This is a genomic window from Pseudomonas sp. HPB0071, assembly GCF_000478505.2.
GTDB lineage: Bacteria > Pseudomonadota > Gammaproteobacteria > Pseudomonadales > Pseudomonadaceae > Chryseomonas > Chryseomonas luteola.
Genome location: NZ_KI517367.1, coordinates 1,238,809 through 1,265,087, shown reverse-complemented (window position 1 = coordinate 1,265,087; position 26,279 = coordinate 1,238,809). Strand labels below are relative to the sequence as shown.

The following is a 26,279-nucleotide window of genomic DNA, read 5'->3' as shown; positions in this document are numbered from 1 at the left end:
TGGGAGGAGGCGACCGGGCAAGGCGGGGATAAGCTAGAGCGTGAGCGTGAATCGGCTGGTCAAAACGCCGGGCAACAGGGTTGAGTCGGTATGTCGCTGACCGTAGGTGCTGTCGCTGACGCACAGGTCGCGCCGTTGGGTCACGGCTTCCAGGCTGGAGCCCAGGAAATTGAAGACGCTGTCATCAAAGCGCATCGTACTGACTGGCGCGACGATCTCTCCATTTTCTACCCAGAAACAGGCAAAGCGCGTCATGCCGGTCAGACGAGCCACGGTGATATCCGAATAATTCAGGTACCAGAGATTGCCGATATACAGCCCGGTATCCAGGGTTTTCAGAATGGCGTCATCAGCCAGATCCCCAGCTTTCATCACCAGCGATTGTGAGCTTTCGCCATTGCCAGCGCCGTTCTGCGTCAGACCGTACTCACGTGCACTGCGCGGGCTGACGAGCTGGCCAACCATCCTGCCAGCCTCGACGAGCGGCTGGTCCTGCCGTTGGAACCCGGCCGGGTTGAACGCAGGAGCCAGTGAGCCAGATGCCTGCTCCGTCCAGCTTACCAATGGGCTGAGCAGCATGTGTTCACTGTGCAGTTTTTGCAGTGCACTCCGCTTGGTTGCCAGTTGCCGAGCAGAAAAACTGCCCCAATTCAGCAGGCCTACCACCTCGTTCAAGGCCGCTGGAGCAAGGTATGCACGGTACTCACCGGGCGAAAGCTGCCGGATTGGCTTGTTGAAGTGCGCAAGCTGACGCTGGGCGCTGTCCATCTGTGCGGCTACCTGTTCGCGATCCCAGGAAGTGCCGGCATACATGGATTTGACGGCATTGCCCTTCGGCTCGAAAAGGCTCCAGTCAAAGGTGCAGCTGCTGGCTTCGTGCCAACCCAGGCTACCCCATGAGCTGGCAAAGCCGCGATAGACAGGGCCGCCGGCATAGAAGCCTACAAGGTCCTGAGCACCCGCCAGTGTGCTGACCTGCTCGGCGATTCCCCCTGCTGAGGCAAGATTACCCGACTGAATGTTTTCACTGCGCCAGGGGCTGGTATCCATCAGCAAATAGGGATCTGCCGGCAGGGCCGCCACGAGTTTGCGCAATGAAGCCAATGCATCCTGCAGGGCGCTGCGGTCGGCCGCAGGGTTACCTGATAGCGTTACTTTGAAGCTGGCATGGCGCTCACCCTGGATCAGCTTGAGTGTTGCCTCCGCCTGTTGAACATGGCCGGCCTGTCGGACCTTGGCATGATTGAAGCGGACAAAATCGGATGCTTCAGCGCTGTACCAGAGCGTGAAGTGTTCTTCAGCTGATACGGCGGTACGCAACCAGTCCACTAGGGCTGCGAAGACATCGGCCGGTTTTTCGGTGGAGGCGAGTGGGGTTATAGTCATCAGCCTTCTCCTCCGAATATATCGACGTGGCTGAACACACAGGCGGGACTCGCATGGCCGACCCGAATAGCCTGGTTGGGCTCACCCTTGCCACAATGAGCGGTACCCATGACTTCTCGGGTCGAGGCATCGCCTACGGCCGACAGGCTACGCCAGAACTGAGCGGAAACGCCGCGGTAGTTGGGGTTCTTCACAACATGAGTGAGCTGCCCATTCTCGATCATCTGCCCCCATTCGCAGCCAAACTGGAATTTGTTACGTGCGTCGTCGATGGACCAGGAGCGGTTGCTGGCCATGAGCACACCCTGCTCGATCCCGGCGATCAGCTGCGCAAGGGACTGGTCGCCATTTTCAACGTTCAGGTTGGCCATCCGGTCGATGGGAGGACGGTTCCAGCTGCAGGCCCGGCTGTTTGCGACGCCTGCCATGCCACTGCGTCGCTGTGAAAGTGCACCCCCCAAGGGTCGCTTGAGAATACCGTCTTCAATCAACAACGCCTTACGCGCCGGGCTGCCATCATCGTCATGGCTGTAGCTGGCAATCTCCTCGGGAATATCGGGATCGAAGCTTACGTTGAGCAGCTCGGAGCCGTACCGGTAACTTCCGAACATGTCGGGTGTGACAAAGCTCGTTCCCGCATAGTTACGCTCATCGCCCAGGATGCGATCCAGCTCCAGCGGATGACCGATGGACTCATGAATCTGGAGGATCATCTGATCGGGCATCAGCAACAGATCAAGCGTCTCATTGGGCGTGTTCGGCGCGAGCAGCAATTGCAGCGCCTCATCGGCCAGGCGCGGTGCGCAGCCGATCAACCCGATGCGCTCCACCGCTTCCCGACCGCCTTGCTGACCCAAGCGGCCAAAGCCGAGGGTACGGGTCTGTGTATCGGTGCCGTCATAGGCGGTAACGTGCATGTCGGGGAAGAGAAACCGCTGGGCCTGCCGTACGCAGGCGCCGTGGTTGTTCAGGTAGATCTGCTCGGTCTCGACAATGTTGAGCTGGGCGGACCAATCCACGAAGCGCTCGTTGCCCGGAACGGAAGCAGACTCCGCCGTCAGGATGTCGAGCCATTCGCGGGTATCGGGAAAGGCCTTGTCCAGGTTGGGCGAAAAGTAATCCGCCCTGGCCGTGGCCACCGGCATATCGGTAAAGTCGATCAGGCTATGCCGGGCCAGTACCTGGGCATACTGCTCGGCCTGCTTGAGGGCTTTTTGAAGACCCGCTACGGTGAGGTCCGAGGTTGCTGCATAGGTCTCGATCCCATCCAGGCGAACATAGACCATTGCGCCTTCGTCCCTCTGGAAGAAGGGCGGATCGATGACATTTCGGGTGACGCTCAAGGCATGGGTGGTTTCGCTGACATAACGCAGGGACCAGGTGTCAGCGCGACTGTGAAGTAAGTCGAAGCGTTGTTGCAAAGACGCAGTCACATCGAACATAGCGAGGGTATTCCTCATATCCGAAGCGCCCGGGTACAGACCTTTTGAGTCTCTACCGTGCACTTGTCTGGACTCGTTCAAGTCCGCCAAAACAGAAAAGGAACCGTGTTGGTGCCTGATCCGCTCCTTTTGTTGTTCTCATCCAAGAGAGCTGGGGTCTATGAAAAAGTTGTGCCAGGTTTAATCAAGGCAAAATGCCTGTATGCCTTGGTTTAGACGGGATCGAGCTGTTTCAGCAATGCTGAGGGGAAAGAATAGACGGGTCGGGGAGGGAACGGTATGAAACTACCATGAAAGGACTGGACGCAGCGTGGCCTGCGTCCAGCAGTGGGATCAGGGCTGACCGACGTGAATGACGATCTTGCCTACTGTACGGCCCGACTCGCTTGCTGCGTGCGCTTTGGCGATATCTTTTAAGCCAAATTCAGCAGAGACAACCGGACGCAAGTGACCGCTGTCTGCCAGACGAGCCAGCTCCTGCAGGATTTCGGCATTGGGTTCGATAAAGATGAACGCACTGCGTATGTTATGGGCTTTGGTCTTTTCCTCGGATGGCGGCGCGACAATGGAGACCAGGATGCCGCCGGGCTTGAGAACGCTAAAAGAAGCTTCCTGCACATCACCACCCAAGGTATCGAAGACCAGATCGGCGTCTTTTACGATCTCCTGGAAGTTCTGGCTCTTGTAGTCGATGACCTGATCAGCACCCAGGGATTCGACGAGCTTGCGGTTCTTTTCGGAGCAAGTGGCAATCACCTGGGCGCCGCGCCATTTGGCCAGCTGTACAGCCAGTGTGCCGACGCCGCCTGAGGCTGCATGAATCAGCACCTTCTGACCCGGCTGGGTCTGGCCCACATGCACGATAGCTTCCCAGGCCGTGATACCGGCCAGGGGCAGGGAGGCGGAATCGGCATGGGACAGCGTCTTGGGTTTGCAGGCCACTTCGCTTTCGCGCACCGCAATGTATTCGGCGTAGGTGCCATTGCGCTTGATGTCCGGGCGGGAATAGACCGCATCGCCTTTCTTGAAGCGAGTAACGCTCGCACCGACTTCTTCAACGATGCCGGAAACGTCCCAGCCCAGGGTCACAGGCAGGTCGTAGGGCAGCATGTCCTTCAGATAACCCTGGCGGATTTTCCAGTCGACGGGATTGACCGAGGAAGCCACCACACGAATCAATACATCGTCGGGGTTCAGGGTCGGCTTTTCCACGTCGGTATAGGTAAGGACACTGGCATCGCCATAGGAGTGAATCTGAACAGCTTTCATCGAATTCTCCATGAAGTAGGGAGAGCGGCCGCCGTGGCCGTCTGTATAGGTGATGTTGTTAGGTTCTTTTCAATGCAAGAGTTGCATTGACCTGCTTCAGGTGCGAAGTAGTTAGCGTCTCGCTTGTCATAAAACACGTTGAATCAAGGCGTTTTCCCGTTTTCAAGCCATGCCGGTCGTCTGGCCAGACAAATTTCAGGCGACTCCTGCGGGTCTAGTGCTTACCGCATGATGACTGTCTGCTAGAGGTTTCATGAAACGTACGTCTGATAAAACGCTTCCTGTGCTGCTTATTGTAGTCGCCGTGCTTGTCCTGGCGCGACTGGCAGCACCTTATGGTATCCACCGCTACGTAGAGCAGACGCTCAACGAAATACCGGGGTATCGAGCCACTATCGAAGACGTGGACGTCAGCCTGTTGAAAGGGGGCTACACGCTCAAAAACGTTCGGATCGAAAAGTCCAACGGTGCAGTGCCGGAGCCGTTCTTCGAAGCTGAGCGCATCGATAGCTGGACCCAATGGGGAAAGTTTGTCGATGCAAAACCTGTGGGACTGATGCACATGTATCGCCCGGTGCTGACCTTTGTACTGGCAGACAGCGAAAGTCATAGTCAGACTGGAATCGATTCGAGCTGGTTGCAACAGGTCGATGCCTTATCGCCGCTACCGCCTAACCAGTCGGAAATCCATGATGGAATAATTCAATTGATCGACAAGCGTCCAGAACGCCCCGTGACGCTTTACATCAGTAATATAGAGTCGGTTACTCGTAATCTGGCCAATGCAGACAATGTCGATGATCCGCTCTGGGCAGAATCAGAAATGACGGGTAATCCCATGGGGGCCGGCAGCATGACGACCCGCCTGCGTCTGGATGGTCTGTCGCCCAACCCGACGTTTGAGATGGATAGTGCAATCGATGATTTGCCGCTCAGTCGGCTGAATGATTTTTTCCGGGCTTATGCCAATATCGATGTCGAGCAGGGCACGCTGTCTTCACGAACACACGTCTCGGCGCAACAGGGTAACTTCACGGCCTATACGAAGCCCCGGTACGAAAACCTCAAAATGGTTTCGCTGGAAAAGGACGTAAAGGAAAAAGGCGTCTTGGGCACTCTGAAGGAAGGCATCGCCAGTGTGGCGGCCAAACTGACTGATCAGGATGACCCACAGGATCCGGACGACGGGGTCACGTTGCGGCTGGCAGGCGTCATTAATGCGAATGAGCTTCGGCTCGATCCCAAAGCATCCTTCCGGCAGCAGTTTATCGACTCGGTGGTACCAGGGGCTCATTAGCCGGGCGGCAAGGCGAAGGGTGCTTTCGCCTTGCTTGCCAGTCACTGATCAATGCCCGCCAGGCCCTGCCGGATATCGTCGGTGCTGGCAGGACGCACCAGACGAGAGACTTCCTGGCCGTTTCGAAAGAAGATCAGCGTAGGCCAGAGCTTGACTTTGAAGGAGCGGCCTAGTCGCCGGCCGCTGCCATCCTCGATCTTGAGATGACGAATAGCTGGGTGATCCTGGAAGGCCTGCTCAATCAAGGGTTGTGCGGCCCGACAGAAGCCGCACCAGGGCGCGCCGAACTCGATGAGCGTGGCACCTTCGAGCGCATCAACCTCATTGCGGCTGGGCTCCTGCGCAGCATAGGTGGTGTTCATGGCCATAAAGGGACTCCTGAAACATCAAGGGATACCTTACAGCAGACCACCGATCGCCAGGGAATATTTCGAAAGCCGTTGCCATGTCCTACAGCGGTATAGCAAAAGGCTTACACAGCATTACCACAGTTGGCGCTATGACGCCGCCGGGCTTGTGCGTAATCTACACACATCGGACAGCAGCGCAGGACGCGCTCATACGAAGGTCAAGGATGATGACCGAGCCAGGATGGCAAACTCGATAAGGACATTGAGTCCGGTCAGAAAACCCCGCTTAGGCGGGGTTTTTGTTTGCCTGCTAAAAAGTACCGCGCATGAAAAAGCCCGCCGGAGCGGGCTTTCCAGTATTACCGCGTTACAGCTTGAATCGTGCCACCATGGTGTTGAAAGACGTCGCCAGACGGGACAGTTCCTGGCTTGAGGCGCTGGTCTGGTTAGCCCCTGCGGCAGTCTGGGCCGACAGGTCCTGGATGTTGACCAGATTACGGTCGACCTCCCGGGCGACCTGGGCCTGCTCTTCGGACGCACTGGCAATTACCAGGTTGCGCTCGTTGATCTGCGATACACCTTCGGTGATCCGGGTCAGCGCATCGCCGGCAGCAATCGCCAGGCTTTGGGTGTTAGTGGCCAGCGACTGGCTCTTCACCATGGCTTCTACCGCCTGATCCGCCCCGGCGCGTACCGTACTGATCATGCTTTCAATCTCTCCGGTGGAGGCCTGTGTGTGATGAGCCAGCGCGCGCACTTCATCGGCTACCACGGCGAAACCACGACCCTGCTCACCGGCACGGGCCGCCTCGATCGCGGCGTTCAGTGCCAATAGGTTGGTCTGCTCGGCGATGGCACGGATCACGTCCAGCACCTTGGCGATATCGCGCACCTGACCAGCCAATGTGCCAACCTTGTCAGTGGAGGTGGTGATTTCCGATGTCATGACATTGATGGCCGTTACGGCTTCCTGTACCTGATGGCGGCCGGTCATGGCGTCCTGGCTGGTCGCCTGGGAAACTTCGGACGTCGAAACAGCGTTACGTGCCACTTCTTCCACCGCGGCGGTCATCTCGTTGACTGCCGTGGCGGCCTGCTGGATCTCGTCATTCTGGCGAGTCAGTCCTTGGGTGCTTTCCTCGGTTACTGCACTGAGCTCTTCGGCTGCCGATGCCAGCTGATGGGAGGCATGGGCAATTTCCTGTAGGGTGTCCTTGAGGCTGCCCTGCATGTTGGACAGTGCCACCAGTAGCTGACCGGTCTCATCCTGGGTATGAGCCTGAATATGCTGGGTCAGATCTCCTTGGGCAATGCGCTTGGCGCTATCCACCGCCGAGTGCAGCGGGCGAGTAATCATGCGAGTGATCAGAAGACCCAGACCAATGGCCAGGAAGAAGGCGATGATAATGCCCATGAGCAGCGTTAGGTTGGCGCTTTTCTGCGTATGCATCGCATCGGCGGCACTTTCTTCGCTCTGCTTGATATTGATGGACAGAATGTTCTTCAGCTCGCCAACAGCCTTGCGATAAGCCGGATAGGTCTCGCTGTTGGTTATCTTCACAGCGGTCTCAAGCTCCCCCCGACTCAGTGCCGAGATGACTTTGTCCACGCTGGCAGTATAGGCGGGCCAATCGTTGGCAAATTTGTCGCCTTCGGCCTTTTCCTCGCCATCCAGAGGGGTCGCTCGATAATCCACGAATGCTTTATCAACCGTCCCGCCGTTCTCTTTCAGCGAGTCCAGGGCTATTTGAACTTCGGCGGGCTCCGCATTCGTGGCCTTGAGTGCCAGCACTTTGTAGAGATCGCGATTATGGGCAATGACGTTTCGGAAGAGCGTATTGACCGCCAGTACCGAGGCCAGATCGTTGTGGATCGCGTTGTCCAGATCATCGGATAGCGAGTCGATGTTCTGTTTGCCCAACAGGCCGACCGCCAAGGTGATCAGTGCGCATAAAAGAAAGGCAATTAGCAACTTTGTTGCAAGTCTTGCATTGGCAAACCAGGCCATGGTGTGTCCCTGAAATAAAGGTGAGCGAGGTCTGAACAGCATCGCTCTAGCATGAGTAATCAAACGTATTTAGTGGGCGTAGGGCATCGTTTAGCTGAGTTACGCCCATTACTCACCCTTCGTCATACATCGACTGGAAGGCGGAAAACTTGAGTTGTAATGAGGGATGGTTGGCGAAATGCTGTTGAAAGGATGGCATTTATATCGCGCTGTTCTACAGTTCTTTAGTCAGACTATTTGCTTCGTCCTCTCTAGGGTGGGCGTTTGACGACTTCCTCTAACAATCACAATAAGGAATGCAGAATGGCTTTCGCGCGTCGCGAATTTCTTACTGTTTCACTCACCTCGGCCGCAGCGCTGGCGGCTGGCAGTGCGCTGGCAGCTACCAATCCCCCCTCCGGCGATCCGTTTGGCCTCACCCGTGACTGGAACGGGACACCGGCTACCGTCATGCCTGATCCTGCCTGGGAGATTCATGACAAGGCATTTACCGGGCGGCTGGGCAATGCGATGGTAGAGCGCCTCTGGAGCGGCGGTCGCTGGACGGAAGGCCCCGTATGGATGGCGGATTGGCGCTGTCTTCTCTTCAGTGACATTCCTACCGGGCGAATCCTGCGCTGGAATGAGGATGACGGTCGCGTCACGGTGTATAGCGCCCAGTCCAATAATGCCAATGGCCATACGCGTGACCGGGAAGGACGGCTGATCAGCTGTGAGCACGACAGTCGTCGGGTAACTCGCCTGGAGCATGACGGCACAATCACGGTACTGCTGGACGCGTTCCAGGGCAAAAAGCTCAACGCGCCGAACGATGTGGTCGTTGCGGCTGATGGCGCCGTCTGGTTTACCGATCCGGGCTATGGAATCCTGGGGGCATACGAAGGCCATAAGGCAGACTTTGAGCTGCCGACCAATGTCTATCGCATCGATCCACAAAGTGGCGAGGCCCAGGTGGCCGTGGGAGATTTCCAGCGTCCGAACGGTATCGCGTTCTCACCCGATGGCAAGCGCCTGTATGTCAGTGATACGGCTGGCGGCGGTGATCCGGTCAAGCCCTGCCACCTGCGGGCGTTTAATGTGGGCGAGGGCGGCAAGCTTGATGGGGGGCGTGTCCTGATCGATGCAAAGAACGGTGTAATCGATGGATTCCGCTGCGATAGCGATGGCAATCTCTGGTGCAGCTGGGCAGGGGACGCGGCTAACAACAGTGTTCGCGTCTTTTCGCCTGAAGGTCAGCCACTGGCTACCCTGCATCTGCCGGAAACAGTGTCCAATGTGGAATTTGGTGGGCCTAAGGGCAACCGCCTGTTCATTACGGGTGGGCAGTCACTCTATGCTACCTATGTGAATGCAACAGCTGCCCGTCGCAGCTGAGCGGCATGAGGTTGGCCAAGCGCAGAATGCCGTCGCGCCTGGCCAAAGAATGTTACAGGCCGAACGGGTAGGTCTCGTCTGCCGAACCTGCCGCTTCCGAGTCGCCCAACGGCGTAACGGCCTGGGTTTCCTCAATCCAGACGAAGGCATCGAACTGATCGGCCAGTACCGTTTCGAAGTAGTGGCTCATGCGCTCGGTTTCAGGCCGGTAGATGACACCGATGGCGCGGTTGAGATTTAGCTCACCCAAGGCCTCACGCAGATCCTCTCGCCGGAAGTCCCGCCAATCAGTAAGAGACGCCGGTACACCCGCCTTCAGGAAGCGGTGTTCCCAGCTGTCGTGACGGGAAGGGCGAACCTGCTTGATATACATCTCGCCATCCCAGTCGTCTGCTGCCGCGACGGTTCCCCGATCAGTGCCCATACCAATCAGGACGGCCTCCCGCTCGTAGGCGCTGCGGCACAGCTGACCAATATTGAATTCACCGCGCCAGCCCATAGCAGTCGCATCGGCATTGCCCACATGGGAGTTGTGTGCCCAGACAATGGCTTTTGCCTCCGGGCCACGGTGCTCCAAAAGGGTTTGCAGGGTATCGAACATATGTCGATCACGTAGGTTCCAAGAGGCGACCGATCCGCGGTACATCGCCCGATAGTATTGCTCTGCCGCCCGGACCACTCGAGCGTTTTGCTTGGCGTTGAACAGATCTTCTTCATCCTGCGCAAGCTCTTCAAGCCGGGTGGAGAGCAGGCTGTGCAGCTGGTTGACGACTGCGTCTTCGCAGGAGTCCTTTCCGGCGCGCTCTACCAGATGACCATAGATAGCCGGCTCGTCCTGCCAACGGGAAAGACAGCTATAGCGCTCCCGGGCCTGCTTCGCTAATTCCGGATCGGTCTTGCCCAGGTAATCCAGCACCTCGGCGATGGAGTTGCGCAGGCTGTAGACATCCAGACCCCGAAACTCTACCCGGTCTTCAGGGGCTCGTTGCTCGTTATAACCGCGTAGCCATTGTGTAAAGGCTTCTACGTCCGTATTACGCCACATCCAGGTGGGGAAGCGCTTGAAGCCCGTTGCCTTCCAGTCATCGTCTGTTCGCCCGCGCACGTAGCGATCTATGTAGCCGGCGTCCGGCCAGTCTGCCTCGACGGCCACGATCGAAAACCCATGGTGCTCGATCAGGTGGCGGGTGATAGCGGCGCGGGTCCGATAAAAATCGGATGTGCCGTGACTGGCTTCGCCGATCAACACCACCCGTGCATCGGCGTAGCGATCGAAGAGAGTGCCAAAATCAGGGCTTTCCAGGTCCGGAAGCGGTTCTGCATAGCGCCTGAGCACGTCGATCGTGTGTTGATCCGAGGTGGATGATCGACGCAGGAAGCGTTGCAGTCGTTCTCTGGCCGGTGCGCTCATGGTTGTTACCTCGCGAATGCAGTGAGGCCCTTTATCCATGGGCGGTAGGGTGCGGTCATGCCTATATCAGAGACAGGGCTCGGCAGGGGGATGTTCCAGCCATGCGACCAACGCACTGGCGTCCAAACCAGTCATCGGCAGGGGCTCCGCTTCGTTGCGACATTGTTACAGACGCACGGTCAACCGAATTCATCCTGCAATCACGAGGAGGACCTCTATGTCATCCAATGTCGAGGTGTTGGACCGAACTATTCAGCAAACGAACCTGTGGCTTGACGATATCGCCACGCACCTGGGCGCTTCTGATCGACAGACGGCTTATCACGCCTTGCGCGCTGTACTGCTTTCGGTACGAGACCGTATCGGAATCGATAACGCGGCTCACCTGGCTGCCCAGTTGCCCCTCATGATTCGCGGTATTTTTTATGAGAACTTCCATCCGGCGGGCACACCCACCCAGGAAGACACCCAGGACGCCTTCCTGAAAAAGATCAGCAGCCTTGTATCGCCCTCAATCGATCTGGATCCGCACAAGGCGGCCAAGTCGGTGCTACGTGTCCTGTATGAGCGTATAGACCCCAACGAAGTCGCCAAGGTCGCCAGCCTGTTCCCCATGCCGCTGCGTAGCCTTTGGCCGGAAGACACCGGTGTGCCCGGCACTCGGGAAGGGGAAGCGTAAGATGCACATCAACGTTGAAGAGCTGGACCAGTCCGTAAAGCAGGCCTTGCAGTGGATCGCGGACGTCGATGAGCGTATGGGAACTCGAAACCGGCGTCTTGCCATGACCTCTTTGCAATGCACGCTGCAAGCGGTCCGTCGGCAGCTCGATCCTGATCAGGTCGCGCGTCTGGCCAAGTGTCTACCCATTCCATTGAAGGGGGCCATGTTCGAGAACTGGCGCCCAGCAGCACCTAGTCCGGCTACAAGCCGTAGCGAGTTTTTGGGCCGCATCGAGGAAACCGTTTTTCGCAACCTCGACATTTCGGTCGAGCGCGGCGTCAAGGCGTCCCTTGAAGTGATGTGCAAGAGGATACCGGCTGAAGTCGTGGCCGAGTTTGCCGGACGCCTGCCATTCGACCTGCGCAGTTTATGGAGCAACGAGCCCTTGCCCTATCCAGGACACGGAGCGGTTTGAGTTTTTTCCAGATAATTGACTCAATGCGGCTCAAGCTCTGGCAAACCGTGTCGATACAGTGATCAGGCAGGCAGCTTTCCACCCTCCTTCGCTGCCTGACTTCTTTTTCTGCCCCACCTGTTGGGGCTTTTTTTTGCCCGTTAAAAGGCGCGGACCATTGCGCTCAGGACAACAGGCAGAACGCTGTACTAGTGGCTCGCGGCTCCTCTGCGGCCCGCCCACATCACGCACCACAGTGGGAGGGGAAGGGTAGTGATCAGCAGAACCCACAGCAGGGTGTATACCGAGTCGACGCCTTCGTTTTGCAGGTTGATGAACAGCTTGACTGGAATCCCCTGCGGGAAATAGCTAAATACCAGCACGATGCCAAACTCGCCTATCACCCTTACCCAAGTAATGGCCAGTGCAGCGGCCAGCCCGCGGGCTGCCTGGGGTAGGGTGAGCCGCAGAAAGATCTGCCAGGCACAGGCCCCCAGCGTTCTACCAGCTTCTTCGGTCTCGACCGGCACCTGCTCAAATGCCGAGCGAGCCGACAGTACAAAGTAGGGGAGTCCGCCGTAAATTTGTGCCAGGACAAAGGCGGCTGCGTTGTTATTGAGTTCAAGACCAATGGCAGAGAGCACTTCCCCCAGCGAACCATAGGCTCCGTAGGCAGATACCAACAGGATACCCAGCGCCAGGGGCGGCGCCAGCAGCGGTACGAGAACAGCCATTTCCACTGCGCCTCGCCACACGGATCGAGTCCTGGCCAGCCATACGGCCAGAGGCAGGCCAAGCAGAATGATTACCGGCAATGAGATAGCGCTCATACCCAGTGACACGGCCACTGCCTGGCCATCGCCATAGGCAAGGTGAAAGCCTGACCAGGGGGTGACCAGTACCAGTGTCATGAAAGGGATGATCAACAGAAGGACCGCCGGCATCCCCAACCAGAGCGCGTTCAACTCAGATCGACCCACCTTTCGGGCGGTCATAACCGTTTTTCTCGAACAGCGCCTGGCCTTCCGGACTCTTCATGAACGCAATGAATTGTTGAGCCTGTTCAGGATGAGGTGCGTTTTTTAACACGGCGGCATAGAACACCAGCGGCTGGGTATGGAGTGTCTTGCGCTTGCCTTGCGGGTCGGTAATCTCGAAGCTGGCCTGGTTGTACCAGTCTGCCTCCATGGCCGGATTGCTCAGATTGATCTCGTCCGGCAACTTGATATAGGGCAAACCGGCTGAGCGCGTAGCACTTTCATAGCCGGAGGCTGCGTCGACCTGACCGGCTTCCAGCCGCGTCAGCAGCCCACCTTCGGCAAATACCTGCTGCGGATTTCGCGTGTCGCCCAGTACCTTTTCAGCCAGATCAGGCTGATGGTAATACCGGCTGGCCAGCATCAGCGTGAAAATAATGTTTTGTCCCTGGGGGTCGGTTACCGGATCGGTGCGGCCAAAGCACAGTGATGGTGTCTGCAGGACTTTCCACCAAGGAGTCGCCTGCGTCGGATTTTCACTGGCGGCGCGAAATGCCTCGGCATATTTTCCTTTCGGGTTGTAGGCGATCACCATGCTGGTACTGGCGACCGGTTCGGCGGTATCGACCAGCCCGGCCTTTTGTAGAACGGCAATCGGCCCAGGCGTGATGGATACAAAAACGTCCGCTACCACTTTCCTGGACGCCAACAAGTTGGCCATGCCATAGGCGCCCTGGCCTTGTCCCTGGTAATTGACCTGTTCACGTTGCGCGAAAGCCGGGCCAAGCGACTTGTCCATCACCACGCCCATCGACCCTGCATAGGTCACACGAAAATCATCAGCCGCATGGGCGGGGGAGGTCGAGAAGAGGAGCGACACAAGTGTAACGCCCAGCAGGCGTGAAGGAATAAGAGCTTTCAGAGTGAGGTTCATCATGCATAATCGCTATATAGTTAGCTATATAACGATATGGATTTTCAACGCGCTGTCAATGAACGTGACGGCGCTAGCGCTGAACGTGCTTGAGGCCACCTGTTCGAAAGCGGTTGGAAGAGCACCTTTTTGCAGGCAATAAAAAACCCGCCGAAGCGGGTTTTGCTGACCATACTCGACATCCCTGGCAAGCTGCCATCCTGGCGTGGTCATTCGTCCTTGATCTCCCTGAGCGCTTCCTGCGCTGCAGTCCGATGTGTGTAGATTACGCAGGATAAGGCGCGGGCAATAGCGCTGACTACAGGCATGCGATGTAAGCCTTTTGCTATTGCGTGAGTAAGACGCCTGTAAGTCGACCGTTAGGGCTTCTTCTCGTCAGAGGCTCTGGCAGCGGGTGCCAGTTCCTGCTTGACGCCCTGCTCGCTGGCAGGGCTGGACACGGCGCCTTGCGCCTGCTCGTTGGTAGGCTGACTGCCAGTCTTGTTGTCTTCGGAAGTCTTTTCACAGGCGGCCAAGCCAAGTGCACTGGCCAGCAAGACGGCAGAGGCAAGAGTCTTGTGCATGATGTTGTCCTCGGATGGGTGCGTTATTTCGAGCCTGCACCCGAAGGCGAGTTCCGGAGCGATCCTCCGGCACTTTCGCCCATCTGCTTTAATGACGTAACGATGAATAGAGGGAATGCTGCATGAGAATCGCATGGATACTACTGTTGGTGACAGTGGCAGGATGCTCGAAAGTGTCTACCCCAACGGAGTCCGCAGATACCCCGGACTGGTTAAAGGCCAGGATCAAGTCGTTACAGGCGCTGCCTGAGGCCAATCCGCCCAGACGTATTTTCAGGACGACGTTTGAGGGAGAGACCGCTTATTACGTTTCTCCGGCCTGCTGTGACATACCCAGTGAACTCTACCGGGTTGACGGTACGTTATGGTGTTATCCCAGCGGTGGCATCGCCGGTGGTGATAGGCGCTGCCCTGCGTTCAGTCTGGATCGCCAGCGCATGGAGCCTCTCTGGCAGGACGATCGCTCCTCCAAGGCCAGCCGCACGCCTGCCAGGAACTAGGGTGCCGTTGTACTCTTGAGCCTGAACATCGGCAAAAGTGATTGCCCGCGTACGGATCCTGGCGGCTACGGCCTTGAAATACCGTTTAGCTGATCTATTCCTCAGAAATATTCTAGACGGCTGTGTTTGTTTTGGCCTGTGGTAGACTAGCCAACTCTTTGTTTTTAAAGGAAATCAAGAGGCATGCCCATGCCGAATCGGTATAGGGCAGATAGGAGCGGCATTAGACGGTAGTGTCTCGTCAGCCAATGATGGCCGCCTTTTTGCGCCAATTCTCTTTTTCTGGCGCCTTCCATTACAACGCCAAAACTAGAACAACGGGGATATACATTCATGTCCAAGCCCAAGCTTAGTCTTGCCTGGCAGATTCTCATCGGTCTTGCCCTGGGAATTGCAGTCGGAGCGCTTCTCAACCACTTCAGCGGCGAAAAAGCCTGGTGGATCGACAATGTTCTCAAGCCAGGCGGCGATATCTTCATTCGCCTGATCAAGATGATTGTCATACCCATCGTGATCTCCACCCTCATCGTAGGCATCGCCGGGGTAGGGGACTCGAAAAAGCTGGGGCGCATCGGCCTCAAGACCATCGTGTATTTTGAGATTGTCACCACGATTGCCATTGTGGTGGGACTGATGCTGGCCAACTTCTTCCAGCCTGGCTCAGGGATCGACATGTCTACCCTGGGTACGGTGGATATCTCCCAGTACCAGAAGACCACGCAGGAGGTTCAGCACGACCATGCGCTCGTGGCGACCATCCTCAACCTGATCCCTTCCAATATCTTTGCTGCGGTGGCCCGTGGCGAGATGCTGCCCATCATCTTTTTCTCGGTGATGTTCGGACTAGGCCTGGGCGCGCTGCCTGACAGTACGCGTGAGCCCGTGGTTCGTGTGTTCCAGGGCATTTCCGAAGCCATGTTCAAGGTTACCCACATGATCATGCGCTACGCGCCCATCGGTGTGTTCGCGCTGATTTCTGTAACCGTGGCCAACTTTGGTTTCTCCTCGCTGCTGCCGCTGGCCAAGCTGGTGATCCTGGTTTATGTCGCCATCCTGTTCTTTGCTCTAGTGGTGCTAGGACTGGTGGCCAAGCTGTTCGGCTTCTCGGTCATGAAGCTGATCCGCATTTTCAAGGACGAGCTGATCCTGGCGTACTCCACGGCCAGTTCCGAAACCGTACTGCCGCGTATCATCGAAAAGATGGAAGCCTACGGTGCGCCCAAGTCGATCAGCAGCTTTGTGGTTCCAACAGGGTATTCCTTCAATCTGGACGGCTCGACGCTGTATCAGAGCATTGCAGCCATTTTCATCGCCCAGCTCTATGGCATCGATCTGAGTCTTGGTCAGCAGCTTCTGCTGGTCCTGACCCTGATGGTGACTTCCAAGGGCATCGCCGGTGTACCGGGTGTATCCTTCGTGGTGCTGCTGGCTACCCTGGGCAGCGTGGGTATTCCATTGGAAGGTCTGGCATTCATTGCTGGCGTGGACCGCATCATGGACATGGCGCGTACGGCCCTGAACGTAATCGGTAATGCCCTGGCGGTTCTGGTCATTGCCCGTTGGGAAGGTTTGTACGACGCTGAAAAAGGCGAGCGTTACTGGAACTCCCTGCCGCATTGGCGTCATGATAAGACGCAGGCATACGGCAACATGACCAAGTCGGATATTGCACAATCCTGATCGAAAAGAAGCCGCTGAAAAGCGGCTTCTTCTTTGGGTGCAGATTGGTGACCGGCCCGTTTTTCGTCTGTCAGGATACCTTGCTGAGCGAGATGAACCCGATGTTTTCCAGGGCCGAAGCGATCATGGCACCGGTTTCTTCGAGTTGGCTGGCAAGGTCATCGCTCGAAACCCGCATTGACCACTCTTCCTCTTCAAGCGGCGGCCAGGGTTGTTCAGGGCTGGCCTCTACCTGATCCACTGCATTCAGGAAGGCACCTAGGTCTGGCAGGAAAACGGTATAGCCATCCCCCTTGAGCGCCATGGTACGAATGCCCAGCAAACGGCAGATTTCCGCCTTTGCGCCTACTTCTTCGCGGTCCGCCTGCCGGGAGCGCTCGATCAGAGCTGCCAGCTCTGTATCCATGAGGCGCCCCCCATGAATCAGCTCAGGGCCGGACTGCCAGGTTTCAGGCGCGCAGTCCTTCAAATCCGGGCGCAGCGGAATATGCGGATTGATTTCCATTGGGTAGATCCGGCAGACCAGGGGGCGACGCTCATAGATCGAACAGCGATTACTGTCGTCCAGGTTGCGGCACGGGCCAACGTTATACGCGGCGAAGGTGATAGAGACGTAGGCCTGTGTATTGCCGCAACGAACCGGTAGCGAACGGCGCTGTACATGCTCACGCTGGTTGACGGGCACTCCGTAGCCATTGTCCAGAAAGCCTTCGACCAGAATGATCAATTGGCCGCCATCGGTTGCCCAGGCCTTGGCTTCCTGAAGCGTCAAAGGGACGTGATGATCGTTGCAGCACTTGCCGCAGCCGTTACAGGCGAATCGAGTATTCATGTCGGACCCAGAACTGGTTGAACGAGCGGCGGAAAACAGGCACCGCCGCCAGGAAAACCTCTTCCGAGCAATTAGCGCGCCAGCCTTGCAAGGGCTGGCGAACCTGTTAGTGCTCGATCATCTCGCGGATACGGATGGCCAGCTTTTCCACGGCAAAGGGTTTGGTGACCATTTCCATACCGGGCTCCAGAAAGCCGCTCGCCAGCGTCGCGTTTTCAGCATAGCCGGTAATGAACAGAACCTTCAGGTCGCTGCGTAGCTCGCGGGCGGCATCAGCCAGCTGGCGACCGTTGAGGCCGGGCAAGCCAATGTCGGTGATGAGCAGATCGATAGGCTGGGATGACTGAATGATCTTGAGCCCGGACGGTCCGTCATGGGCTTGCAAGGCCTTATAACCCAAGTCCTTGAGGACCTCGACGATCAGCTCGCGAACAATGGGCTCGTCCTCGACAATCAGCACCGTCTCACCGTGCTCGGTGCGGTAGGCGTCGGTCAGGCCTGTTTCTTCGCGATCCTCTTCGTGCGAGCCCTGAAAACGCGGCAGATACAGTTTTACCGTCGTACCGATGCCCACTTCAGAATAGATAGTGGCATGGCCCTCGGACTGACGAATGAAGCCATAGATCATCGACAGGCCAAGCCCCGTACCTTGCCCGATGGGCTTGGTCGTGAAGAAAGGATCAAATGCCCGCTCAATGACTTTCCTGGGCATGCCAACGCCGGTATCGGTTACGGAGATGCACACATACTGTCCGGGCTTTATGTTGCGCTGGCGTGACGTATAGGCCTGATCCAAATGGGCATTGCAGGTTTCGATCACGAGACGGCCACCGTTGGACATGGCGTCGCGCGCATTGATCGCCAGATTAAGAATGGCGCTTTCGAGCTGGTTGGCATCACACAAGGTAATCCACAACCCGCCCACAGTAACCAGCTCCATCTGAATGCTCTCGCCCAGGGTGCGATGCAGGAGGTCTTCCATCGAGACGACCAGCTTGTTCACATTGACGGGCTTGGGGTCCAGCGGCTGTCGGCGGGCAAAGGCCAGCAGGCGATGAGTCAGCGCGGCAGCTCGGTTGGCAGAGGTCATCGCGGCCTTGGCGTAACGCTCGATAGCCTCGACACGGCCCTGGGCCAGGCGGGTCTGCATGATATCGAGCGAGCCGATGATGCCTGTCAGCAGGTTGTTGAAATCATGGGCGATGCCACCCGTCAGCTGTCCCAGCGCTTCCATCTTCTGCGACTGACGCAAGGCTTCTTCAGCCATTCGCAGCGCTTCGGCCTGCTCCTTTTCTGCGGTGATTTCTCGACCTACGGCATGGATGAGTGTGCCATCCGGAACGGCAATCCAGGACAGCCAACCGTAGCTGCCATCCTTGCGCAGGTATCGGTTTTCGAAGCGCATGGTGGTGATTCCCTTGGCGAGACTTTCTGTCTCGGCCAGGGTGCGCTGCCTGTCATCAGGATGGGTAAAGTCGAAGTAGGAGCGGCCAATCAACTCCTTTTCGTTCCAGCCAAACAGTGTTTTCCAGGCCGGGTTGGCCGCCGTAATGGTGCCATCGAAGCGGGCCACCAGCATGACGTCTGTTGACAGTCGCCACATCCGGTCCCGGTCGGCGGTGCGTTCGGCTACCTGCGCTTCCAGCGTCTCGTTCAGCTTGCGCAGTGCCTGCTCCGCCTCCAGGCGCTTGAGTACGGCCCCGGCCGCGCGCGCCAGCGCTTCAAGCGTAGCAATCTCGGCCGGTTCAGGCGTATGGAGTCTGGCCCAGTACGCGCCGATGGCAGCGGTAGCGCGTCCATCGCTGACTAGGGGCACCATCACAAGGCTCTTGATGAAGGTAGGCGTGTAAAAGCGTTTGATCAGCCTGGGATCATCCTGCACATCGGGAATCACTGCTGTTTCCAGGTGAGTCATGGCCCAGCCGGAGATGCAGTCGGTAATGGCGAACCGTTGACCCTTCCACAGCGGTTCGGGCGTGATCTCGGCAGCGTAGAAGCACTGATCGCCTTCGCGCAGCACGATCGCGACCCCATCAGCATTGGAAAGCCGACGTGCTGCATGACTCACGATCTCGATCAGCTCCTCCAACGTGTGGGCGGAAGGTGCTTTCTCGATGGCCTCGGACAGCAGCTCTAGGCGGTTGCTGCGCTCATGTGCCAATTGCTCGGCCCGCTTGCGCTCGGCCAACTCGTTCTGGGCCTTGCGGAAGAGACGGGCATTGTCGATGGCAATGGCCGCCTGACCGGCAATGCCATCCAGCAGGTATTCGTGCTCTTCGGTAAACATGCCGGGCTCGGCGTGGCCAAACAGCATGCCGCCCAGTACCTCGCCGGAGCGTGAAACCACCGGGACGGCCAGATAGCTGCGCACTGGCAAATGCCCTTCAGGCATTCCAGCATGGGGGGCGCTTTTTCCGTAACGGGGGTCCTGGGTGATGTCATCAGAGCGTACGATGCCCTCGCCCTTGAAGGTTGGCGCAAAGACGGCGGTGTTACGCGGCATGGGAAAATCAGCAAACGCTTCGCGCGGTACACCCGACAGCGCATACAGCATGTAACTTTCACCCTGCTCGTTCAGCACGTTGTAGAAGAACGCGCCGAACTGCGCATGAATCAACGCAACGGCTGCATCGGTCGCTTCCTGCACCAGCTTGTCCAGGTCCAGTTCGGCAGCCAGGCGGGCACCAATCCGGTTGAGAATTTCAAAGCGATCCACGTCTGGAGTGAGCGCATCCTGCGGCATGATTGAATTGAGTTCGACATCCAACATGTAAACGGCTCTACAACGGGGCAGGCAGAAACAAAGCCGCCGGCTAGCGGGACCTTGGGTATATGAGGAGGATGTTGGGCTGCTTGACGTGGCTTCGCTCTGTTAAAAACAGGCCGCAGGGCGCGCGTGGGCGATCAAGGCGCGCAGCTACTCATCAGGCTTACCAACAACTTCATCTACAGCCGATGGGCATTGGGCGCGGAATCTACTGGCAGGAGGGGAGGCTGGCAATACAGATCTGACGATCGTCACAGTTTTATGGTCTCAAACCATTTCGTTGTCAGGTGGGGGATGGCCTCCAAAGAGGCCATCCAGATGCTTAGAAGCGCAAGCTCAGGTTGGCTTTGACATTCTGATCAGTGGTATCGCTGCTGAGTTGGCCGCCGTAGCTGATCCCTACGCTGACCGTTTCGTTCAGGGCCATATCCACTGCGCCTTCGATAACGGCTGCGTTGCGAGCAATCGGTGCGCCTTCCAGGGTGAATGTATTGCCACCCTCGAACGCTGCCTTGTGCTCAGGCGTTACGTCGCCAAAGGCATGCCGCCACCCGAGAGTTGCGCTGGGCTTGAGTTGTACGCTGCCAACCGAGGCCGTAGTCGACGCACGCAAGCCCAGAGCGCTGAAGGTCACGTCTGTATCCTGGGATTTGTTATCCAGCGCCAGGGCACCGCTGCGCTCATGGAAGCTGTCGGTATGCACACGGACATGGGCAAGGCCCGCGAAGGGCTCCAGCGTCACCTGATCCTGCCTGATCAGATAACCCAGTTCGCCAAACACCTGCGTGGTGCCTGCATCATAATTAGGCGACAGCCGATCGGCACTGCCCAGAACGGACAGGGTGCGCTTGGCATCAATGTCATGCCAGGTGTGCGCCGCGCCCAGCTTCAGGCTCAGGGCATCCCATTGGGCGCCGGCGTACAGACCCAGATGATAGTTGTCGCTCTTGGACGAGCCCGAGGTGTGGTGCAGGTCGAAGTCACTGTGGCTATAACCTGCCAGCGCGCCCAGGCGCCAGGTATCGTTAAGCGGTGCATCAGCGCCGAACAGGATGCCGGTGGTGTGCGTATCCAGACCTGAGACGTTATGTGTGCTATCGGTCTTGCCCCAGGCGCCAAGGGCTTGCGTCCAGACCACACCCCTAGCGTTATCGCCCATCAGGTTCTGCATGCCCGGCGCGGTATCAGCTGCCGAGACCTGGGCATTATGCAGGCGATCCGTCATGGCGTTACGGACCAGGCGGCTGTCCTCGACCAATGCTGTCTGGGTAGAGGCGTGCAGTTCATTCGACAGCGCACGGAAGGTCTGCTGCGCCGTCGCCGTGTCCAACTGTGCCACCTGATCCCACAACGCACTGCCAGCTACGATGCTATCCAGCCCAGCCGCAACGGCACGCTCGTTACGGGTCGTGCCCAGGGAGGCAAAGGCAGTGCTGTTGCGCTCCAGCGCCAACTCAACACCATTGGCAGAGTAGCTGAGCGTGGGCGTCAGGAAGGCATAGTTGGAGGTGACGTTGGCAAAGGTGCCGGTAACCCCGCCATTGGCTGTCAGGATGGAATAACGCGTCAAGGGTTGCCAGTTGCCGCTCTGGACCAGCGACAGCGTGCTGTTATCGATCGTGGCGCTACCGGTCGCGACGATGCGATCCGTCTGGCCGGCCTCGTTGGTTTCAACCTGATAGACCGCTCCATTGGCGAGCGTGACATTACCGTTCACGTTCAACTGTCCGACGGAGTTTCCGGGCGCGACGATGCCGCCCTGGGCCACGACGAGGGTGCCGACCGTACCGTTGCCACCCAGGGTCGCGCCCTGGTTGACGGTAACGGCAGAGTTGGCGAGGCTGCCGTTCACGGCCAGGCGGCCTTCGTTGACTGCTGTGGTACCCGAAAAGCTGCTATTGCCGGTCAGGTCCAGCGAGCCGGCTCCGGACTTGATCAGCGAGCCGTTACCGGCAAGGGTGTTGCCCATCGTATCGTCGACGGACTGGTCCAGCACAAGGGTGGCGTTGTTGGTGATGGCACCGCTGCCAAACGCGCGGGCATAGCCCCTGAGCGTACCGCCGTTGATCGTCGTGCCGCCGGTATAGGTATTTTCGCCACTTAGCGTCAGCTCGCCGGTGCCATTCTTGATCAGCCCACCGCTACCGCTGATGTTATTTCGCCAGGCATCCTTGGCGTTGAAGCCGCCGAGGCTGGCATCCATGTTGACCGTTACGTCGGAGGTGAAGGCCCCGTAGCCATCACCAGCCGCCAACAGGTTCAAGCGGCCATAGCCGTTGGACTCATCGATGACCACATAGCCGGACGAGATTTCGGTACTGGCTAGCACATCACGACGCTGGCTGGCGTCCAGATAGGGGAAGCGGGTTTCCAGCAGCACTTCGGCATTGACCGGCACGATGGGCGCAAGGTCTGTCGGGCCTACCGGCGCAAAGCCATAGGTCATGCGTGAGGTATACAGCGCCTTGTCCTGCGCATGTTGCGAGAAGCGGTCCGTTGCCGGGTCGATTGGATCCATGCAGTTGTTGATATCGCCACCGCACTGCTCGGTGAAGTATGCCTGCGCCTGCTGAAAAGCCTCATTGCGAAGTTGGGCGTTATTGGTGAGGTTGTCGATAGCAAAGTAGGTCGCGGTGATACGGCCGCCTATTACATCGAACGGCGAATGCATACCTGCGACGATCCGGTTGTTACCTACCTCCGAGGCGCGCAGCATCAGTTCTTCGAAGCGCTGCGGGATGGCATAGCTCAGGGCAATCGAGGAAAGATAAGCCGCGTTGGTATGTCCACTGGGAAAGCCGCCGTCCGTTTCTGGAGTGCTGCTGCGAGCCGGCCGCAGGGAGGGCTGAATAATCTCTTCCTGGGTCTGGCGCCAGGGGCGAGGGTACTGATAGGCATTCTTGGCGGGTGTAGTGGATGCATCGTTGCGCACCGCACCGACCAGCTGGACAACCTTGCCCAGGGCGGATGAGGTCTCGCCTGCACCGTTGCCCTTGTCGTCGTATTTGACGGTCTGGTTGGAGTCGTCGAACGTGGTGATGGTGGTAAAGGCACCGGAACCTGCGCGGTATCCGTCCGCCAGTGAGCCCAGCCCATCGATGGCGCTATAGCTCTGGTTGCGACGGTCATCGTAATAGGCTGCGATTTCCTGCTCACGTGTCCGAGTATGGGAAGGTCCACAACATACTGAACGTTACGCTGAAGAATCGGTGCCCCCAGCGCGGTCGGCGTACCGGTATTCCACGTGGCGCCGGGTGTCCAGAGCGTATTGAAGCCAGACAGCAGGTCCACACCGTTGATGGCGTTGTTATCGGCACGACCGGCCGCTTGTACTGATGCAGCCAACAGGGACAGAACGAACGATGAAGCGACCACACACGAACTGACGTTTGACGGTCTCACTAACGACTCCTTTCATGTATCCGAAGCTTTACGAAAAGGTACAAAGCGGTACAAAGGTCGAGGAGCGTACGTAGCCAGCTTTTCAGTTCTGTGGCGGGAACATGACAATTGGGTTGTGCGACGACTTTTAAGCGGCCATGAAAAAGCCCGGTCTAGACCGGGCTTCATGCTGACGCAGACTGATTACTGCTGACCGAATACGCGCGTCAGGTGCGCTTTGTATTCGGCCTGATGACGCTCGATATCCGGCGCCTTGATGACATCATTCGCCAGATAGGTCGGCAGGGCCTCAAGGCCTACAAACTGCTGCGACTTGTGGAAGGGGAAGTACACACCGTCCACACCTTTGCCCTCGAAGAAGTTGCCCGGCTCGTCGAACGCTTCACGCGGTGCGTTCCAGGTCAGGGACAGCATGTAGCGACGGCCCTGCAGCAGGCCACCGGTGCCGTACTGCTTGGTAGGATCGCTACGGGTACGACCATCGTTGGCATATAGAGAGCCGTGGCCGGCGGTCAGGACCTCGTCCAGATACTTCTTGACGGTCCAGGGGGCGCCCATCCACCACCCCGGCATCTGATAAATGATGGCATCAGCCCATAGGTACTTCTGGACTTCAGCCTCAACATCGTAACCCGACTCGATCACGGTTTCCTTGACGGTATGACCCAGCTCGCTCAGATGGCCTACAGCCAGAGTGTGCAGGGTTTCGTTATAACGCCCTGCGGAATGGGCGAACGATTTGCCGCCATTGATCAACAAGATATTCATGAAAGCTCCCACTTAAACGGGTAGGGCGCAAAAGGGGTGCGCCAGAAAGCGGTACAGTGTCCTCCGCACATGCTTGTCGTTAAAGTAGATAAACTGGAAAAGATAATTGATTTGAAATCAAGAATGACGGGCGAAGGCAGGCATGAAAACCACGCTGGAAGAACATCTGGTATTCAAGACCGTTGTCGAAACGGGCTCCATAACCGCAGCGGCCGACCAGTTGGGACAAACCGTTTCGGGCGTGAGCCGCGCTCTTAGCCGCCTTGAGCAAAAGCTTGACACCACACTGTTACGTCGCACGACCCGGCGTCTGGAGCTTACCGATGAGGGACGGCATTTCCTGACCCAGGTCCGTGCCATCCTGGCCTCGGTCGATGAGGCCGAGGAGCAACTGGCGATCCGGCGGCAACGGCCGGCAGGCCGTTTGCGGGTAAATGCGGCACCGTCTTTCATGTACCACGTTATCGTCCCGTTGGTGGGCCTGTTCCGTGAACAGTATCCCGGCATTACGCTGGAGCTGGACACGAATGACCGCTTCATCGACCTGCTGGAGCAGCGCACGGATGTTGCCATCCGGATCGGCGAATTGCGTGACTCTACTCTGCACGCGCGACCGTTGGGGCAGAGCAGGCTCAGCCTGCTGGCCAGCCCGGACTACTTGAATAGGCATGGGACACCGCTTGCTGTCGCTGACCTGCATAAACATACCTTGATCGGTTTCAGCCAGCTTGATCACCTCAATCAGTGGCCGCTACCAAACGAGCGAGGCGCTACGCTGGCGGTTTCGCCCGATATATCCGCCTCAAGCGGGATGACGATTCAGGCATTGGCACTGGCCGGACAGGGGATTGTGTGCCTGGCGGACTACATGACACGGTCGGCTCGCGAGCAGGGTCTGCTTGTTCCGATCATGAGGGATCAGGTGCAGGACTCCTTTCAGATCATCAATGCGGTCTACTACCGCAATACCCAACTCTCACTGCGGATCACGCTGTTTCTGGACTTTATTGCAGAGCATTTGCGCGAGCGCTTGTAGCGTCTGTCGACCGGTAGCGATCGCTGTTCAGGCACTTCGGCCCGAATACAGCCTCCTAATAAAATGTTATCCAGAACAGGTGATGCCTATGAGCAACGCCTGTCCGTGCCTCGAAGGAGTTTGCCATGTACCGGATCGGCTTTGCCTGCAATTACCGCCATCCCGACAGAAGCCTGCCTGCAAAAGAGATCGAAGCCATCGAGCGGCTCTACAATGGCAAGACCACCACGCTACGTTGGCTGTCCAGCCAGACAACCGAGGCGGCCGAAGAAAAGCTGCTCTATGTGATCGAGCACAATCTTCAGGCCCAGATGCGTCTGTTGCAGTATGTCAATTCTTTGCCGGTTCACCTGCACATGATGCGCATGAGCAGCGATATCCTGCCGTTCTACAGCCATCCCAGTTATGCCTATTTCTACGACTCCACGGCTATCCGGGATTTCATCTCCGAACAGTTCCAAGGTATCGGTGACTATGCGCGTACCCATGACATTCGCCTCTCCATGCACCCGGGGCAGTATTGCGTGCTGGCCTCGGATAACCCGGATACGGTGGAAAACAGTATCCGCGAATTTGAATACCACGCCGATATGATCCGCATGATGGGCTATGGACGGCAGTTTCAGGATTTCAAATGCAATATCCACATTGCGGGCAAGCTGGGCGTCGAAGGCATCCTGCATATCTGGCCGCGCCTGTCAGACGTGGCCCGCAACTGCATAACCTTTGAGAACGAGGAAAAGAAATACGGTGTCGACGCCTGCCTTGAGCTAGCCGACCACGCTCCGGTCGTTCTGGATATCCACCACTGCTGGATTCACGAAGGTCGCTACATCGACCGTCATGACCCACGGGTAAAGCGCATCGTTGAAAGCTGGCGGGGCGTACGTCCGGCCATGCACTACTCACAGTCCCAGGAGATGTTGATGGAGCTGGGTATCTCGGCTGACGAGAAGATTGAAATGGAGCAGCTGCTGACCAAGGTCAACAAGCGTGACCTGTATGGTCACAGCGACCGGATGTGGAACCGCTGGTGTAACGAATACGCCAAGTCATTTCTGGACGAGTTCGACATCATGTTCGAAGCCAAGCACAAAAACCTCGCCGTGATCGATTTCTACGAACAATACATGGTTCAAAAAGCTGCCTAGGTCTCAAACCTGGACAC

General features: G+C 57.6%; 20 protein-coding genes and 1 pseudogene. 8 read left to right on the top strand and 13 right to left on the bottom strand.

Features of this window, described 5'->3' with window-relative positions:
* Nucleotides 1-33: 33 nt before the first annotated feature.
* The 3 genes from HMPREF1487_RS06215 to HMPREF1487_RS06205 form a co-directional block, all read right to left on the bottom strand.
* The gene (locus tag HMPREF1487_RS06215) at nucleotides 34-1,386 is read right to left on the bottom strand and encodes a TldD/PmbA family protein (protein ID WP_010795762.1); all 1,353 of its coding nucleotides are present in this window, start codon (nucleotides 1,384-1,386) and stop codon (nucleotides 34-36) included.
* Nucleotides 1,386-2,828, bottom strand: a complete 1,443-nt coding sequence (locus HMPREF1487_RS06210; RefSeq protein WP_010795761.1) for a TldD/PmbA family protein — start codon at nucleotides 2,826-2,828, stop codon at nucleotides 1,386-1,388. The genes HMPREF1487_RS06215 and HMPREF1487_RS06210 overlap by 1 nt, the downstream gene beginning before the upstream one ends.
* A 333-nt stretch (nucleotides 2,829-3,161) precedes the next feature.
* Entirely contained in the window at nucleotides 3,162-4,097 is a 936-nt protein-coding gene (locus tag HMPREF1487_RS06205) for an NADP-dependent oxidoreductase (protein ID WP_010795760.1), read from the bottom strand.
* A 253-nt stretch (nucleotides 4,098-4,350) separates the two neighbouring features.
* On the opposite strand from HMPREF1487_RS06205, the gene HMPREF1487_RS06200 reads away from it, so the two are divergent.
* Nucleotides 4,351-5,394 carry a DUF748 domain-containing protein gene (locus HMPREF1487_RS06200; RefSeq protein ID WP_010795759.1) on the top strand — a complete coding sequence of 348 codons (1,044 nt, stop codon included), beginning with the start codon at nucleotides 4,351-4,353 and terminating at the stop codon, nucleotides 5,392-5,394.
* 41 nt (nucleotides 5,395-5,435) lie between these two features.
* Here the strand turns inward: HMPREF1487_RS06200 and HMPREF1487_RS06195 are convergent, their stop codons facing one another.
* Together HMPREF1487_RS06195 and HMPREF1487_RS06190 are read right to left on the bottom strand one after the other, a co-directional pair.
* A complete protein-coding gene (locus HMPREF1487_RS06195; protein ID WP_010795758.1) occupies nucleotides 5,436-5,762 on the bottom strand; it encodes a thioredoxin family protein in 327 nt (108 codons plus the stop codon).
* Between the two features lie 349 nt (nucleotides 5,763-6,111).
* A complete protein-coding gene (locus HMPREF1487_RS06190; protein ID WP_010795757.1) occupies nucleotides 6,112-7,752 on the bottom strand; it encodes a methyl-accepting chemotaxis protein in 1,641 nt (546 codons plus the stop codon).
* 303 nt (nucleotides 7,753-8,055) lie between these two features.
* Here HMPREF1487_RS06190 and HMPREF1487_RS06185 point away from each other — a divergent pair, with 303 nt between their 5' ends.
* On the top strand, nucleotides 8,056-9,126 hold the full coding sequence (locus HMPREF1487_RS06185; protein WP_010795756.1) for an SMP-30/gluconolactonase/LRE family protein: 1,071 nt from the start codon (nucleotides 8,056-8,058) through the stop codon (nucleotides 9,124-9,126).
* Nucleotides 9,127-9,178: 52 nt separating this feature from the next.
* Here the strand turns inward: HMPREF1487_RS06185 and HMPREF1487_RS06180 are convergent, their stop codons facing one another.
* Entirely contained in the window at nucleotides 9,179-10,537 is a 1,359-nt protein-coding gene (locus HMPREF1487_RS06180) for an erythromycin esterase family protein (protein WP_010795755.1), read from the bottom strand.
* Between the two features lie 217 nt (nucleotides 10,538-10,754).
* On the opposite strand from HMPREF1487_RS06180, the gene HMPREF1487_RS06175 reads away from it, so the two are divergent.
* The gene (locus tag HMPREF1487_RS06175; protein ID WP_010795754.1) at nucleotides 10,755-11,216 is read left to right on the top strand and encodes a DUF2267 domain-containing protein; all 462 of its coding nucleotides are present in this window, start codon (nucleotides 10,755-10,757) and stop codon (nucleotides 11,214-11,216) included.
* 1 nt (nucleotide 11,217) lies between these two features.
* Nucleotides 11,218-11,673 carry a DUF2267 domain-containing protein gene (locus HMPREF1487_RS06170; RefSeq protein ID WP_010795753.1) on the top strand — a complete coding sequence of 152 codons (456 nt, stop codon included), beginning with the start codon at nucleotides 11,218-11,220 and terminating at the stop codon, nucleotides 11,671-11,673.
* Nucleotides 11,674-11,861: 188 nt separating this feature from the next.
* Here the strand turns inward: HMPREF1487_RS06170 and HMPREF1487_RS06165 are convergent, their stop codons facing one another.
* The 3 genes from HMPREF1487_RS06165 to HMPREF1487_RS06150 form a co-directional block, all read right to left on the bottom strand.
* Nucleotides 11,862-12,647, bottom strand: a complete 786-nt coding sequence (locus tag HMPREF1487_RS06165) for a molybdate ABC transporter permease subunit (RefSeq protein WP_010795752.1) — start codon at nucleotides 12,645-12,647, stop codon at nucleotides 11,862-11,864.
* Nucleotides 12,619-13,566 (bottom strand): extracellular solute-binding protein, encoded by a 948-nt coding sequence (locus HMPREF1487_RS06160; RefSeq protein ID WP_010795751.1) that lies wholly within the window; start codon nucleotides 13,564-13,566, stop codon nucleotides 12,619-12,621. Before HMPREF1487_RS06160 ends, HMPREF1487_RS06165 begins: the two co-directional genes overlap by 29 nt.
* A 356-nt stretch (nucleotides 13,567-13,922) precedes the next feature.
* Nucleotides 13,923-14,126: a hypothetical protein gene (locus HMPREF1487_RS06150; protein WP_010795748.1), complete on the bottom strand. Its 204-nt coding sequence runs from the start codon at nucleotides 14,124-14,126 to the stop codon at nucleotides 13,923-13,925.
* Nucleotides 14,127-14,248: 122 nt separating this feature from the next.
* On the opposite strand from HMPREF1487_RS06150, the gene HMPREF1487_RS06145 reads away from it, so the two are divergent.
* Together HMPREF1487_RS06145 and gltP are read left to right on the top strand one after the other, a co-directional pair.
* Entirely contained in the window at nucleotides 14,249-14,626 is a 378-nt protein-coding gene (locus tag HMPREF1487_RS06145) for a DUF6970 domain-containing protein (protein WP_010795747.1), read from the top strand.
* Nucleotides 14,627-14,959: 333 nt separating this feature from the next.
* Nucleotides 14,960-16,306, top strand: coding sequence for a glutamate/aspartate:proton symporter GltP (gene gltP, locus HMPREF1487_RS06140; protein WP_010795746.1), 1,347 nt, complete (start codon nucleotides 14,960-14,962; stop codon nucleotides 16,304-16,306).
* 70 nt (nucleotides 16,307-16,376) lie between these two features.
* On the opposite strand, the gene HMPREF1487_RS06135 is transcribed toward gltP, so the two are convergent.
* The 4 genes and pseudogenes from HMPREF1487_RS06135 to HMPREF1487_RS06120 form a co-directional block, all read right to left on the bottom strand.
* Nucleotides 16,377-17,138, bottom strand: a complete 762-nt coding sequence (locus HMPREF1487_RS06135) for a YkgJ family cysteine cluster protein (RefSeq protein ID WP_010795745.1) — start codon at nucleotides 17,136-17,138, stop codon at nucleotides 16,377-16,379.
* A gap of 106 nt (nucleotides 17,139-17,244) precedes the next feature.
* Nucleotides 17,245-19,908, bottom strand: coding sequence for a GAF domain-containing protein (locus tag HMPREF1487_RS06130; protein ID WP_010795744.1), 2,664 nt, complete (start codon nucleotides 19,906-19,908; stop codon nucleotides 17,245-17,247).
* Between the two features lie 319 nt (nucleotides 19,909-20,227).
* A pseudogene (locus HMPREF1487_RS06125) lies at nucleotides 20,228-23,307 on the bottom strand (autotransporter domain-containing protein).
* A gap of 183 nt (nucleotides 23,308-23,490) precedes the next feature.
* The gene (locus HMPREF1487_RS06120) at nucleotides 23,491-24,075 is read right to left on the bottom strand and encodes an NAD(P)H-dependent oxidoreductase (RefSeq protein WP_010795742.1); all 585 of its coding nucleotides are present in this window, start codon (nucleotides 24,073-24,075) and stop codon (nucleotides 23,491-23,493) included.
* Nucleotides 24,076-24,217: 142 nt separating this feature from the next.
* Here HMPREF1487_RS06120 and HMPREF1487_RS06115 point away from each other — a divergent pair, with 142 nt between their 5' ends.
* Both HMPREF1487_RS06115 and uvsE read left to right on the top strand, forming a co-directional pair.
* Nucleotides 24,218-25,111: a LysR substrate-binding domain-containing protein gene (locus HMPREF1487_RS06115; RefSeq protein WP_010795741.1), complete on the top strand. Its 894-nt coding sequence runs from the start codon at nucleotides 24,218-24,220 to the stop codon at nucleotides 25,109-25,111.
* Nucleotides 25,112-25,236: 125 nt separating this feature from the next.
* Nucleotides 25,237-26,262, top strand: coding sequence for a UV DNA damage repair endonuclease UvsE (gene uvsE / locus HMPREF1487_RS06110; protein WP_010795740.1), 1,026 nt, complete (start codon nucleotides 25,237-25,239; stop codon nucleotides 26,260-26,262).
* The last annotated feature ends 17 nt before the right edge of the window (nucleotides 26,263-26,279 follow it).

Coding starts and splice junctions, on each gene's coding strand:
- HMPREF1487_RS06205 (WP_010795760.1), bottom strand. CDS start 4,097: ATGAAAGCTGTTCAGATTCACTCCTATGGCGATGCCAGTGTCCTTACC.
- HMPREF1487_RS06190 (WP_010795757.1), bottom strand. CDS start 7,752: ATGGCCTGGTTTGCCAATGCAAGACTTGCAACAAAGTTGCTAATTGCC.
- HMPREF1487_RS06215 (WP_010795762.1), bottom strand. CDS start 1,386: ATGACTATAACCCCACTCGCCTCCACCGAAAAACCGGCCGATGTCTTC.
- HMPREF1487_RS06160 (WP_010795751.1), bottom strand. CDS start 13,566: ATGATGAACCTCACTCTGAAAGCTCTTATTCCTTCACGCCTGCTGGGC.
- gltP (WP_010795746.1), top strand. CDS start 14,960: ATGTCCAAGCCCAAGCTTAGTCTTGCCTGGCAGATTCTCATCGGTCTT.
- HMPREF1487_RS06135 (WP_010795745.1), bottom strand. CDS start 17,138: ATGAATACTCGATTCGCCTGTAACGGCTGCGGCAAGTGCTGCAACGAT.
- HMPREF1487_RS06170 (WP_010795753.1), top strand. CDS start 11,218: ATGCACATCAACGTTGAAGAGCTGGACCAGTCCGTAAAGCAGGCCTTG.
- HMPREF1487_RS06150 (WP_010795748.1), bottom strand. CDS start 14,126: ATGCACAAGACTCTTGCCTCTGCCGTCTTGCTGGCCAGTGCACTTGGC.
- HMPREF1487_RS06180 (WP_010795755.1), bottom strand. CDS start 10,537: ATGAGCGCACCGGCCAGAGAACGACTGCAACGCTTCCTGCGTCGATCA.
- HMPREF1487_RS06115 (WP_010795741.1), top strand. CDS start 24,218: ATGAAAACCACGCTGGAAGAACATCTGGTATTCAAGACCGTTGTCGAA.
- HMPREF1487_RS06120 (WP_010795742.1), bottom strand. CDS start 24,075: ATGAATATCTTGTTGATCAATGGCGGCAAATCGTTCGCCCATTCCGCA.
- HMPREF1487_RS06210 (WP_010795761.1), bottom strand. CDS start 2,828: ATGTTCGATGTGACTGCGTCTTTGCAACAACGCTTCGACTTACTTCAC.
- uvsE (WP_010795740.1), top strand. CDS start 25,237: ATGTACCGGATCGGCTTTGCCTGCAATTACCGCCATCCCGACAGAAGC.
- HMPREF1487_RS06145 (WP_010795747.1), top strand. CDS start 14,249: ATGAGAATCGCATGGATACTACTGTTGGTGACAGTGGCAGGATGCTCG.
- HMPREF1487_RS06130 (WP_010795744.1), bottom strand. CDS start 19,908: ATGTTGGATGTCGAACTCAATTCAATCATGCCGCAGGATGCGCTCACT.
- HMPREF1487_RS06165 (WP_010795752.1), bottom strand. CDS start 12,647: ATGACCGCCCGAAAGGTGGGTCGATCTGAGTTGAACGCGCTCTGGTTG.
- HMPREF1487_RS06195 (WP_010795758.1), bottom strand. CDS start 5,762: ATGGCCATGAACACCACCTATGCTGCGCAGGAGCCCAGCCGCAATGAG.
- HMPREF1487_RS06200 (WP_010795759.1), top strand. CDS start 4,351: ATGAAACGTACGTCTGATAAAACGCTTCCTGTGCTGCTTATTGTAGTC.
- HMPREF1487_RS06185 (WP_010795756.1), top strand. CDS start 8,056: ATGGCTTTCGCGCGTCGCGAATTTCTTACTGTTTCACTCACCTCGGCC.
- HMPREF1487_RS06175 (WP_010795754.1), top strand. CDS start 10,755: ATGTCATCCAATGTCGAGGTGTTGGACCGAACTATTCAGCAAACGAAC.